Annotated in this window: 10 protein-coding genes; 3 read left to right on the forward strand and 7 right to left on the reverse strand. The window is 69.3% G+C overall.

The window, feature by feature from the left end:
• The first annotated feature begins 42 nt into the window (after positions 1-42).
• Together JAO81_RS16655 and JAO81_RS16660 are read left to right on the forward strand one after the other, a co-directional pair.
• Complete coding sequence (locus JAO81_RS16655) at positions 43-684, forward strand: CoA pyrophosphatase (RefSeq protein WP_233415471.1); 642 nt, start codon at positions 43-45, stop codon at positions 682-684.
• Between the two features lie 204 nt (positions 685-888).
• Positions 889-2,085, forward strand: coding sequence for a MarP family serine protease (locus JAO81_RS16660; RefSeq protein WP_199548636.1), 1,197 nt, complete (start codon positions 889-891; stop codon positions 2,083-2,085).
• A 66-nt stretch (positions 2,086-2,151) separates the two neighbouring features.
• Here JAO81_RS16660 and JAO81_RS42510 read toward each other — a convergent pair whose 3' ends face one another.
• The 6 genes from JAO81_RS42510 to JAO81_RS16685 form a co-directional block, all read right to left on the reverse strand.
• Positions 2,152-2,352 carry a hypothetical protein gene (locus JAO81_RS42510; RefSeq protein ID WP_233415464.1) on the reverse strand — a complete coding sequence of 67 codons (201 nt, stop codon included), beginning with the start codon at positions 2,350-2,352 and terminating at the stop codon, positions 2,152-2,154.
• A gap of 106 nt (positions 2,353-2,458) precedes the next feature.
• The gene (locus tag JAO81_RS16665) at positions 2,459-3,382 is read right to left on the reverse strand and encodes an alpha/beta fold hydrolase (RefSeq protein WP_199548637.1); all 924 of its coding nucleotides are present in this window, start codon (positions 3,380-3,382) and stop codon (positions 2,459-2,461) included.
• The gene (locus JAO81_RS16670; RefSeq protein WP_165333013.1) at positions 3,379-3,891 is read right to left on the reverse strand and encodes a phage holin family protein; all 513 of its coding nucleotides are present in this window, start codon (positions 3,889-3,891) and stop codon (positions 3,379-3,381) included. Before JAO81_RS16670 ends, JAO81_RS16665 begins: the two co-directional genes overlap by 4 nt.
• Positions 3,892-3,933: 42 nt before the next feature.
• Complete coding sequence (gene nhaA, locus JAO81_RS16675; protein WP_199548638.1) at positions 3,934-5,355, reverse strand: Na+/H+ antiporter NhaA; 1,422 nt, start codon at positions 5,353-5,355, stop codon at positions 3,934-3,936.
• Positions 5,356-5,582: 227 nt separating this feature from the next.
• The gene (gene acs / locus JAO81_RS16680) at positions 5,583-7,541 is read right to left on the reverse strand and encodes an acetate--CoA ligase (protein WP_199548639.1); all 1,959 of its coding nucleotides are present in this window, start codon (positions 7,539-7,541) and stop codon (positions 5,583-5,585) included.
• A 208-nt stretch (positions 7,542-7,749) separates the two neighbouring features.
• Positions 7,750-10,083, reverse strand: coding sequence for a SulP family inorganic anion transporter (locus JAO81_RS16685; RefSeq protein WP_199548640.1), 2,334 nt, complete (start codon positions 10,081-10,083; stop codon positions 7,750-7,752).
• Between the two features lie 301 nt (positions 10,084-10,384).
• Between JAO81_RS16685 and JAO81_RS16690 the strand changes: the two genes are divergently transcribed.
• Positions 10,385-11,692: a hypothetical protein gene (locus tag JAO81_RS16690; protein WP_199548641.1), complete on the forward strand. Its 1,308-nt coding sequence runs from the start codon at positions 10,385-10,387 to the stop codon at positions 11,690-11,692.
• 44 nt (positions 11,693-11,736) lie between these two features.
• Here JAO81_RS16690 and JAO81_RS16695 read toward each other — a convergent pair whose 3' ends face one another.
• Complete coding sequence (locus JAO81_RS16695; RefSeq protein WP_199548642.1) at positions 11,737-12,720, reverse strand: ATP-binding protein; 984 nt, start codon at positions 12,718-12,720, stop codon at positions 11,737-11,739.
• Positions 12,721-12,810: the final 90 nt, after the last annotated feature.

Consider the following 12,810-nt stretch of genomic DNA (forward strand, 5'->3'; position numbering starts at 1 on the left):
GGGAGTTCCTACGGCGGGGAGGTCCTCGTCTCGCGCGAGGGGCTGCCCGAGTGGCTGACCCCCGTGGCGAAGGCCGCCGAGACGGTCGAGCCGAAGCAGCTCAGCCGGTTTCTGCCGCCCGAGAGCGGAGCGGGACGGCAGTCGGCGGTCCTGATCCTGTTCGGCGAGGGCGAGCAGGGTCCCGAGCTGCTGCTCATGGAGCGGGCCAGTTCGCTTCGCTCGCATGCCGGGCAGCCCTCGTTCCCCGGCGGCGCCCTCGACCCGCAGGACGGTGATCCGGCCGGTGACGGTCCGCTGCGCGCCGCCCTTCGTGAGGCCGAGGAGGAAACCGGACTCGACCCCGCGGGCGTCCAGATCTTCGGGGTGCTGCCGAAGCTCTACATCCCGGTGAGCGGTTTCGTCGTCACCCCCGTCCTTGGGTGGTGGCGCGAGCCGACGCCGGTCGGTGTGGTGGATCCGGCCGAGACGGCCCGGGTGTTCACGGTTCCCGTGGCACATCTCACGGCTGCCGAGCACCGGGTGACCTCGGTCCATCCGCGCGGTCACCAAGGTCCCGCATTCCTCGTCGGTGACGCTCTGGTCTGGGGTTTTACGGCCGGTGTGATCGACCGGATCCTGCACTACGCGGGCTGGGAAAGACCTTGGGACCGCACAAAGCAGGTCCCTCTCGACTGGCGCGCATGACAGGCTTGGCACTTGCGCTTGTCCGGGTCCCACCCGGGGGAGGCACCGGGACACGCCCCGAAAAGGGCCCCGGAGTAGATGTTCCACGGCTGATCAGGGATCAGGGGTCCGGACGCACAGATCCGGAAGCCCGGAGCCCGGAGTCAGAGATCAGCCCCGACGGCCGAGGAGTGGCGACTGTGACGCGAGGCGAGGCGTGATTCGGTGAACGTGCTCGACATCCTGCTCCTGGTCGCCGCCGTGTGGTTCGCCATCGTGGGCTACCGCCAGGGCTTCGTCGTCGGCATCCTCTCGGTGCTCGGCTTCCTGGGCGGCGGCCTCGTCGCGCTCTACGTACTGCCGGTGATCTGGAAGCAGTTCACCGAGGAGCAGGCGGGCACGACGGCCGTGGTCGTCTGGGTCGTGGTCGTCATCGTCTGCGCCTCCGTCGGCCAGGCCTTCACCACCCACCTGGGCAACAAGCTGCGCCGCTACATCACCTGGTCACCCGCGAGAGCCCTGGACGCCACGGGCGGCGCCGTGGTCAACGTGCTCGCGCTGCTCCTCGTCTCCTGGCTGATCGGCTCGCTCCTGGCGGGCACGACCATGCCGACGGTGGGCAAGGAGGTCCGTAACTCCAAGGTGCTCAACGGGATCGACCGCGCCCTGCCGGGCCAGGCCGACACCTGGTTCACCAACTTCCGCTCGGTGCTCGCGCAGAACGGATTCCCGCAGGTCTTCAGCCCGTTCGCCAACGAGCCGATCACCGAGGTCCGCCCGCCCGACCCCAAGCTCGCCGGCAGTCCGGTCGCCGCCCGCGCGAAGGGTTCCATCGTCAAGGTGCTCGGCACCGCGAGCAGTTGCAGCAAGGTCCTCGAAGGCAGCGGCTTCGTCTTCGCCGACCGCCGCGTGATGACCAACGCGCATGTGGTCGGCGGCGTCGACGAGCCCACCGTCCAGATAGGCGGCGAGGGCAAGCGCTATGACGCCACGGTCGTGCTCTACGACTGGAAGCGCGATATCGCCGTACTCGACGTACCGCAGCTGGACGCACGCCCGCTGCAGTTCACCGACCGCGACGCCGGTACCGGCGACAGCGCGATCGTGGCCGGCTTCCCGGAGAACGGCGGGTATGACGTCCGCTCGGCCCGTATCCGCGCCCGGATCGACGCCAGCGGACCGGATATCTACCACCGCGGCAATGTGCGCCGCGACGTCTACTCGCTGTACGCGAACGTCCGCCAGGGCAACTCCGGCGGCCCGCTGCTCACCCCGGACGGCAAGGTCTACGGCGTGATCTTCGCCAAGTCCCTGGACAGCGCGGACACCGGCTATGCGCTCACGGTGGACGAGATCCGCGACGACATCAGCGCGGGCCGCACCGCCAACCAGCAGGTGGACAGCCAGGGGTGTGCGCTGTAGGTCGCGCGTGTGGGCGCGGTGAGCGGCGCAGGGGTGTGCGCTGCGAGCCGCGCTTGTACGGGGGCTTCAGGCCCTGGTCGTATGCCGCAGCCTGGCCGACACCCAGCGGGCGCGGCGGCGCAGGATACGGGGGATCCCGATAGCCACTTGGTGGGACCGGTGACCCTGGCCCTGTGGGCCGCCTCCCTGAAACGGGTTCAGCTCCGAAGACCCGGGAGCCGAGCGGCGGTTGCGTGCTGCGTCACTGTAGTCGTGCGTCCAGCCCATACCCCGACGTCTGCCCGTGCCTCATGGTCGGTAACCACACGAGCGCCACTCAATTGGCTTATGCGCGGGGCAAAGGCCGTTCGATGCACAGGTGTTCGCCCGTGCCTCACCGGTCCGGCTCAGGGTCCTTCAGCCACTCGACGAGCTCCTTGGAGAAGGCCGCCGGGTCCTCTTCGTGCGGGAAGTGCCCCAGACCGTCGAACAGCCGCCAGCGGTACGGGGCTTCGACGTACTCGCCCGAGCCCGCCGCGCTGCGCGTACGCAGCACCGGGTCGAGCGAACCGTGCAGATGCAGCGTGGGCACGCGCACCGGCCGCTTCATCCGCCGGTTGAACTGGATGCCGTCCGGCCGCGCCATCGACCGCACCATCCACCGGTACGGCTCGATCGAGCAGTGCGCCGTCGACGGAATGCACATGGCCTTGCGGTACGTGTCCACCGCCGCGTCGTCCGGAAGCCGCGGCCCCGACCAGTCCCGGATCAGCTCGCCGACCAACGCGCCGTCGTCCGCGACCAGTTGCCGCTCCGGCAGCCACGGCCGCTGAAAGCCCCAGATGTACGAGCCGGCCTTGGTCTGCCGTATGTCCCCGAGCATCGCCGAACGCCACCGTCGCGGATGCGGCATCGAGGAGACCGCGAGCCGGCGCACCAGCTTGGGGCGCATCACGGCCGCGGTCCACGCGAGATACCCGCCGAGGTCATGACCGACGAGCGCGGCGTCCGGCTCGCCGAGGGACCGTACGACTCCGGTGATGTCGAGCGCGAGGTTCGCCGGGTCGTAACCGCGCGGTGTGCGGTCGCTGCCGCCGACGCCGCGCAGATCCATCGCGACCGCGCGGAAGCCGGCCTCGGCGAGCGCGGGCAGCTGATGGCGCCAGGTCCACCAGTACTGCGGAAAGCCGTGAAGCAGCAGGACGAGCGGTCCGTCGCCCATCTCGGCGATATGGAAGCGGGCCCCGTTCGCCGCGACATCTCGGTGGGTCCAGGGGCCGTCCAGGCGCACAACCGAAGTCGCGGAAGGGTCCGTCATGAAGTCGAGCGTGCCACAGGCTTGGCGTCCTCGACCGCGCGGGTCAGTTCACCCCTGGCCGGGGCGGTGACGGAGCGCGGATGCGGCTTGACGTTGCCGAGCACGGCGGCGGTCTCCTTGGCGGAGGCGGCGACCTTCTGGGGGCCCTTGGCCTTCGCGGTCTTCTTGGCCATGATCACGCCGATCAGCGCGAGCAGCCCGGCGAGCAGCACGCTCGCCAGGAAGGAGAGCCCGAAGCACCAGACGAGGTTCCAGCCGCCGTTTCCGTTGTGGCCCCCCGTCCAGGTGTTGATCGCGTAGGCCAGGACGAAACTCAGCATCGGCAGCGAGAAGATCAGCACCGCGAGCGCGGCGATGAACGCTCCGCCGCTGGTCGCGCCACGCTTCACATCCGTCCGCAACTGGGCCTTGGCCAGCGCGATCTCGTCATGGATCAGCGCGGACATCTCACTGGTCGCCGAGGCGACCAGCTGTCCCAGGCTGCGGTCGGCGCCGTCGGATGCGCTCATCGCGTACTCCCTCTTCAGATCTGGCGTTACGGCAATGTCAGATCATGCCGGACTGCCGCCCTCACCGCTTCCCGCGGGGCCCGGTTCGCCGCCCGGGACGGGGCTCAGTTCGGCGAGGCGACGGTGCTCGGCGGCCTTCTTCTCGTAGATCGCGGCCATGCGGAGGTGGTACTCGGGGTTGTCCTGCTCGTAGATGTCCGGGATCCCGTCCAGGTCATCGTCGCGCTCCTCGTGCTCGACCAACGCGCGGTACTTGGCGTTCCGCAGCTTCAGCAGGACCGTCGCGAGCACCGCGGCGATCAACGAGCCGATCAGGACCGCGGCCTTGATCTCGTCCGTCAGCACCGTGTCGCCCTTGAAGGCGAGTTCGCCGATCAGGAGCGAGACCGTGAAGCCGATACCGGCCAGTGAGGCGACCGCGAACACATCGGGCCAGGACAGGTCCTCGCTCAGCTCCGCCCTGGTGAAGCGGGCCGCGAGCCACGTACCGCCGAAGATGCCGACCGTCTTGCCGACCACCAGACCGAGCACCACACCGAGCGTCTCGGGCTGGGTGAACACATCACCGATCGCCTTGCCGGAGACCGAGACACCCGCGGAGAACAGCGCGAACAGCGGCACCGCGAGCCCGGCCGACAGGGGACGTACGAGGTGCTCGATGTGCTCGCCGGGGGAGTGCCGCTCGTCGTCCCTGCGGCTGCAGCGCAGCATCAGGCCCATCGCGACACCCGCGATGGTGGCGTGCACGCCGCTGTTGTACATCAGGCCCCAGATCACCAGGGCGAGCGGAACGTAGATGTACCAGCCTCGTACGCCCTTACGGAGGAGCAGCCAGAAGACGGCCAGGCCCACGACGGCGCCGCCGAGGGCCGCGAAGTTCAGCGAGTCCGTGAAGAAGACCGCGATGATCATGATCGCGAAGAGGTCGTCGACCACGGCGAGCGTGAGCAGGAAGGCGCGCAGCGCGGACGGCAGCGAGGTGCCGATCACGGCGAGTACGGCGAGCGCGAACGCGATGTCGGTCGCGGTGGGTACGGCCCAGCCGTCCATCGCGCCGTCGCCGAGCACATTGGTCAGGACGTAGACCAGCGCGGGCACGGCCATACCGCAGAGCGCGGCGACCACCGGCAGGATCGCGGCCTTGGGGTCGCGCAGATCGCCGGCGACCAGCTCACGCTTCAGCTCGATACCGGCGACGAAGAAGAAGATGGCGAGCAGCCCGTCGGCCGCCCAGTGCTCGATCGAGAGGTCGAGGCCGAGCGCCGAGGGCCCGATGTGGAAGTTGCTCACCGAGTGGTAGCTGTCGCTGATCGGGGTGTTCGCCCAGACCAGCGCGACGACGGCGGCGATGAGGAGCAGCACACCGCCGACGGTCTCGGTCCGCAGGGCGTCCGCGACGAAGGTCCGCTCGGGCAGGGAGAGCCTGCCGAGAACCTTGCGGTTGTTCTTGCTGGGCGCGGCCACGGGAATCCTCCGGGTCGGTACGGCAACGACGGATCGCTGAATGCAGTCGCCGACCAGACTTCCCGGCACACCCTGTGTTCTTGTCGCGGTTTTTACGCGGCCTCTACGGTACAGGGTGCCCGCAAGGGTGAATCTGGCGATCTTCACTTTACGCACGAAAAGGGCACTCAGCGCGGCGCTGAGTGCCCTCTCGCGTACGTACGGAGGCCGGTCGTCCGGCCGGCAGGTCAGTCCTCCGAACCCGCCGACGGCAGCTTCGTCTGGATCAGGTCCATCACCGAGGAGTCGGTCAGTGTGGTGACGTCACCGAGCTGCCGGTTCTCGGCGACATCGCGCAGCAGACGCCGCATGATCTTGCCCGAGCGGGTCTTCGGCAGCTCCGCCACCGGCAGGATCCTCTTCGGCTTGGCGATCGGGCCGAGCGTCGCGCCCACGTGGCCTCGCAGCTCGCCCACGAGGTCGGCGGTCTCCGAGGCCGTACCGCGCAGGATCACGAAGGCCACGATCGCCTGACCGGTGGTCTCGTCGGCCGCGCCCACGACCGCCGCCTCGGCGACCGACGGGTGCGAGACGAGCGCGGACTCGACCTCGGTGGTGGAGATGTTGTGGCCGGACACCAGCATCACGTCGTCGACCCGGCCGAGCAGCCAGATGTCGCCGTCGTCGTCCTTCTTGGCGCCGTCGCCGGCGAAGTACTTGCCCTCGAAGCGCGACCAGTAGGTGTCGATGAACCGCTGGTCGTCACCCCAGATGGTGCGCAGCATCGACGGCCACGGCTCGGTGAGCACCAGGTAGCCACCGCCGCCGTTCGGCACCTCGTTGGCCTCGTCGTCGACGACCGTCGCCGAGATGCCGGGGAGCGCGCGCTGGGCGGAGCCCGGCTTGGCCTCGGTGACGCCCGGCAGCGGCGAGATCATCATCGCGCCGGTCTCCGTCTGCCACCAGGTGTCCACGACGGGGGTGCGGTCGCCGCCGATGTTCTTGCGGTACCAGACCCAGGCCTCGGGGTTGATCGGCTCACCGACCGAACCGAGGACCCGCAGCGAGCTCAGGTCGAACTTCGCGGGGATGTCGTCCCCCCACTTCATGAACGTCCGGATCGCGGTGGGCGCCGTGTAGAGGATCGTGATGCCGTACTTCTGCACGATCTCCCAGAAGCGGCCCTGGTGCGGGGTGTCCGGGGTGCCCTCGTACATGACCTGCGTGGCGCCGTTCGCGAGCGGCCCGTAGACGATGTACGAGTGCCCCGTCACCCAGCCGACGTCGGCCGTGCACCAGTAGACATCGGTCTCCGGCTTGAGGTCGAAGACGGCGTGATGCGTGTACGCGGCCTGCGTGAGGTAGCCGCCGGAGGTGTGCAGGATGCCCTTCGGCTTACCCGTCGTCCCCGAGGTGTAGAGGATGAACAGCGGGTGCTCGGCGTCGAAGGCCTCGGGGGTGTGCTCGGCGGACTGGCCGTCGACCAGCTCGTGCCACCACACGTCGCGTTCCGCGTTCCAGGCGATGTCCTCCTGGCCGGTGCGGCGCACGACGAGGACGTGCTCGACGTTGTCGACCTTCTCGACGGCGGCGTCCACGGCGGGCTTGAGCGCGGAGGGCTTGCCCCGGCGGTAGCCGCCGTCGGAGGTGATGACGACCTTGGCGTCGGCGTCCTGGATACGGGTGGCGAGCGCGTCGGCCGAGAAGCCGCCGAAGACCACCGAGTGTGCGGCGCCGACGCGGGCGCAGGCCAGCATCGCGACCGCGGTCTCCGGGATCATCGGCATGTAGATCGCGACCCGGTCGCCGGCCTGCACGCCGAGCGAGGTCAGGGCGTTGGCCGCCTTGGAGACCTCGTCCTTGAGCTCGGCGTAGGTGATCGCCCGGCTGTCGCCCGGCTCCCCCTCGAAGTGGATGGCGACGCGGTCGCCGTTGCCGGCCTCGACATGGCGGTCGACGCAGTTGTACGCGACGTTCAGCTTGCCGTCGGCGAACCACTTCGCGAAGGGCGGGTTCGACCAGTCGAGCGTCTCGGTCGGTTCGGTGGCCCAGCTGAGGCGGCGGGCCTGCTCGGCCCAGAAGCCCAGCCGGTCAGCCTTGGCCCGCTCGTACGCCTCCGCGGTGACGTTGGCGTTCGCGGCCAGGTCGGCGGGCGGCGCGAACCTGCGCTCTTCCTTGAGCAGGTTGGCCAAGGATTCGTTGCTCACGACATCTCCCTTACGGAGTTCTGCCCGGGGGGCGGCCGTTGTGTCCCAGACCACAGCTCATCAGACGGACCCTCCTGGTGACAAGGGCCTACGGCTGATTGGTTTAGACCTGTGTGAGGGTGTGGCGAGGGTGTGGCTCCATGCTCCGGAGCCACACCCTGGCACGTAAGGGAGAGGGATTCGGTTCAACCGCGCCCGGCGGCGGGCCTCAGCCGGCCGTCGTGGTCACTGCCTGCGGCGACGCCTCCTGGACGGCCGTCACGCGGTCGAAGAGCCGGTCGGGTTCGGCGAGCAGATAGGCCTGGGCCTCGCCGACGTGGAAGTACATCCCGTGCAGTTCGAGCCGGCCCTCGTCGAGCCCGCGGGCCACCGCGGGATGGGCCCGCAGATGCTCCAGCTGCTGCACCACGTTGGTCAGGCACAGCTGCTCGACCGCATCGGCCGGCTGCCGCCCCGCGAGCCGCGCCGAGGCGTGCTCCTTGCCCGCCATCCGCTCCAGGCTCGGCCGCCCGTGCCTGAGCCAGCGCCGCAGCGGTGAATCGGCCCCGCCCGGCGGGGTGTTGAGCAGCGCCTGCATCGCTCCGCATCCGGAGTGCCCGCACACGGTGATCGACCGCACCTGCAGGACGTCCACGGCGTACTCGATCGCCGCGGCCACCGAATCGTCACCGCTCTCCGCACCCGGCAGGGGCACCAGATTGCCCACATTGCGTACGACGAAGAGGTCGCCGGGACCGCTCGACGTGATCATCGAGGTGACGAGCCGCGAATCCGCGCAGGTCAAGAAGAGCTGCTGCGGCTGCTGCCCTTCCCGCGCGAGCCGTGCGAGCTCGCCGCGTACGAGCGGGGCGGTGTTGCGCTGGAACGCGCTGATCCCGCTGGCCAGTTGACGCGTCCCGTGCGCCTCGGTCCGCTCGGGCGTACAGCTGTGGTTGCGCCAGGGGGTCCAGGGCCCGCAGCACGCGTGGTCCTCCTCCGCACCGCGCCGGCCCTTGCCGTGCGCGGGCGCGGCCAGCGGGCCGGAACGCCCGGTGAGCTCCGCCTTCCCGCCGCGCGCCGCATGCGCGTCCTGCCAGTCCTGCAGCGTCTCGAACGCGGCATGGTCCATGAACGACCCGTCGATCTCCACCACGGCATCGGACCCGTGCGGCACCTGGTGCAGCGCCCGGCTCAGCCGCGGCACGGCCAGGAAGGTCAACTGCCCGCGCACCCGCACATGGTGGACGCCCTCCCGCTCCTCGTACGTGATCCTCGTCCGCGCGAGGCGGTGCAGCGCGACGGCGACGGCGACCGCGACCCCGACGGCCACGCCCTCGAGCACGCCGAAGAAGACGACACCGGCCGTCGTCACCGCGTACACGAGGACCTCGCGATGGCGGGTGACGGTGCGGATGTGGTTGATCGAGACCATCTGGATGCCGATCGCCATCACCAGAGCGGCGAGCGAGGCCAGCGGGATCAGGTCGAGCACAGGCACGAGCAACAGCGCCGCGATGATGATCCAAAGCCCGTGCAGCATCGTGGAGTTACGGCTCACGGCGCCGGCCCGGACGTTCGCCGTACTGCGCACCGCGACACCGGTGATCGGCAGCCCGCCGAGCGCGCCGGAGGTGATGTTCGCCAGCCCCTGCCCGCGCAGTTCGCGATCGAGATGCGCACGCGGCACCGGCATGGCGTCACGCCGCGCGGAGGCCAGCTTGTCGGTGGCGACCGCGGAGAGCAGCGATTCGACGCTGCCGACCAGCGTGATCGTCAACACCGCGGCGATCAGGCCGAGTACGGGCCCGTCGGGCAGCCCGACGAGCGCGTGATTGCTCCACGACGGCAGGTCCACCCGCGGCAGGTTCAGGCCGGCGAACGCGGCCACGGCGGTGGCGGCAGCGACGGCCGCGAGCGCGGCGGGGATCTTCCGCAGCATCCGTCCCGGCGTTCCGGGGATACGGGGCCAGGCCAGCAGCACGAGGAGGGTGAGCGCGCTCATCGACAGCGCGGCGGGGTGGATGTCCGCCAACTGGCTCGGCAGTTCACGGACGTTGTCGACCACAGAGCTGTGCGGCGAGCCGCCGAGCACGATGTGCAGCTGGGCGACGGCGATGGTGATGCCGATACCGGCCAGCATGCCGTGCACGATCGCGGGGCTCACGGCGAGCGCGGAACGGGCCACGCGCAGATACGCCAGGCCCAGCTGGGCGAGCCCGGCAAGCACGGTGATCGCGCAGGTGGTGCGCCAGCCGTACTGCTGGATCAAGTCGGCGGTGACCACGGTGAGTCCGGCCGCGGGGCCGGACACCTGGAGCGGTGAGCCGCCGAAGCGGCCCGCCACCAGACCTCCGACGGCGGCGGCCACCACACCCGCCCGGCGGGGGGGGCCGGGGGGCCGGGCGGGGGCGCGGGGCAGCGGCAGCGCCGTCCGAAAGACGGCAATCGAGGCGGACACATCGGCGCCCGCCAGATGGAACCGGCGGCGACCCGCCTTGGGCGGTCCGCTTCGAGGGGGGCCGGACGAAGAGCTGTCGGTACGGGTGGGGACGCAGGCGGACATAGGTTCCCGTCTCCTCCGGGGCTACGCGGTCGCTAGGGGTCCCCCGATGCCATGGATCGGGGTGGGCGCGGCCGTGGGTCACGGCGTACAGCGGCGGGACTTTCTCAACTGTCGGTAAACGGATCGTAATGGAGAGTAAAGAGCTCAGCCGGATTATCGGGGCAAATGGGGTAATCATTCACCTCCACGAGTGAATGGGTAGATTCATCGGCTTGTCGTACCAATTCACCGTCTTTTGCATGCGACCTTGGCCGCGCCCCAACCCCCGACCACCCGAGATCCGAAGGAAGTAGGTGGGCGCATGGCCGCCACCAAGAGGCTCGCCGCGTGCCTGGCCGCGAGCACGGCACTTGCCGTGGCGCTGGCCGGCTGCTCGAGCGGAGAGTCCGGCGAAGGCGTCAAGAAGAAGGGCGCCGCCGGTGCGCAGAACGCCCCGAAGGTCCCCGCGCCGGGCAGCGTGATGCGCCCGATCGGTGACGGCTCGACCGCGTACACCGGAAGCCAGCCGAACCTGGCCGAGCCCGAGCGCCTCAAGCCGGGCCAGAAGCCCCCGCAGTTCGTGGTCTTCTCCTGGGACGGCGCCGGCGAGGACAGCCAGAAGCTCTTCTCGCACTTCCGCAAGGTCGCCAAGGCCAACAACGCCACCATGACGTACTTCCTCAGCGGCGTGTATCTGCTGCCGGAGGACAAGAAGGAGCTGTACGAGCCCCCGCAGCACTCACCGGGCCGCTCGGACATCGGCTTCGGCGACGCCCAGGGGATCAAGGACACCGTGGAGCAGCTGCGCGGCGCCTGGCTCGAGGGCAACGAGATCGGCACCCACTTCAACGGTCACTTCTGCGGCAAGGGCGGCGGAGTCGGCGAGTGGTCGGTCGAGGAGTGGAAGCACGAGATCGCGGAGGCCAAGTCCTTCGTGAAGGGCTGGAAGACCAACTCCGGTGCGGTGAAGGCCGCTGCGCTCCCGTTCGACTACGACAAGGAGCTGATCGGCGCCCGTACCCCCTGCCTGGAGGGGCAGAAGAACTTCACGCGCGCCGCCCGCGAGCTCGGCTTCCGCTACGACACCAGCGGCGTCAACGACCAGATCTGGCCCAAGAAGAAGCAGGGCCTGTGGGATCTGTCGATGCAGCTGGTGCCGGTCCCCGGCCGCAAGTTCGAGACGCTGACCATGGACTACAACTTCATGGTCAACCAGTCGGGCTCCACGACCCAGGGCGACCCGTCCATGCATGAGTACTGGGGCAACCAGATGCGCGACGGCCTGCTCGCGGGCTTCGACCGCGCGTACAACGGCAACCGCGCACCGCTGATCATCGGCAACCACTTCGAGTCCTGGAACGGCGGCACGTACATGCGTGCCATCCAGGAGACGATCGAGCGCGTCTGCACCAAGCGCGACGTCCGCTGTGTCTCCTTCCGTCAGCTGGTGGACTGGCTGGACGCCCAGGACCCGCAGGTCCTCGAGAAGATGACCACGCTGAAGGTGGGCCAGACACCGAAGGAAGGCTGGGCGGCCTTCCTGTCCGGTCAGCAGCCCGCCCCGGCCCCCAAGGGTGTACCGGGCGCGCCGGCCGCGAAGCCGGCGCGCGAGCACGGTTCAGCTCACTGACAACGCCACACGCTCGTCAGCTCACTGAGAACGCGGCACGCTCGTCAGCTCACTGAGAACGCGGCACGCTCGTCGAGTACGAAGCCGGGGTCGATCTGGTCCGCCAGGTCGGCCCCGGCTTTCGCGTTGCCCCAACTCGCCGCGTTCTTACGGTGGAAGTGCACCATCTGCCGGGTGTACCGCTCCCAGTCGCGGCGCTCGTACGCGGCGTCGGCGACCGTACGCATCGTCTCGAGGGCGGCCCGGTTGGGCGCTTCGAGGAGCTCGAACCGGGGCGGCCGGCCCTTCTCCATCGCGCGCACCCAGTCCGAGTGCCCCACGGTCACGAGCAGGTCGTCGCCGACTTCCTCGCGCAGGAAGTCGATGTCGTCCTGCCCCTGCACCTTGTTGCCCACGACCTTGAGGGCGACGTCGAAGTCGCGGGCGTACTCCTTGTACTGCCGGTAGACCGAGATGCCCTTGCGGGTGGGCTCCGCGATCAGGAACGTCATGTCGAAGCGGGTGAACATGCCGGAGGCGAAGGAGTCGGAGCCGGCCGTCATGTCGACGACCAGGAACTCGTCGCGGGCGTCGACGAGATGGTTGAGGCAGAGCTCCACCGCCCCGACCTTCGAGTGGTAGCAGGCGACCCCGAGATCGGATTCGGTGAAAGGCCCTGTGACCATCAAACGGACGCTGCCGCCGTCGAGTTGCAGCTCGCGGGCGCAGCTTTCGTAGACCGGGTTGTCCTCCCGGATCCGCAGCAGACGCGAACCCTCGCCGGGCGGCGTCGTCTTGATCATCGTCTCGGCCGAGGCGATCCGCGGGTTGCTGCCGCGCAGATAGTCCTTGATGAGCGGCAGCCGCGCACCCATCGCGGGCAGCGACGAGGCTTCCTCCTCGTCGAGCCCGAGTGCGGCACCGAGGTGCTGGTTGATGTCCGCGTCGACGGCGATGACCGGGGCGCCCGTGGTGGCGAGGTGGCGGATGAAGAGGGAGGACAACGTGGTCTTGCCGCTGCCGCCCTTCCCGACGAAAGCAATTTTCATGTTCACCAAGCGTAGTGGAGTGAGTGCACTGCGCATCCGGTTCGCGTGAAGAAGACCACTCCTTCGTGGGGCGGGCGGCTTTGCTGCGTA

Origin of the sequence: Streptomyces sp. N35 (assembly GCF_016464295.1) — a bacterium.
Taxonomy (GTDB): Bacteria; Actinomycetota; Actinomycetes; order Streptomycetales; family Streptomycetaceae; genus Streptomyces.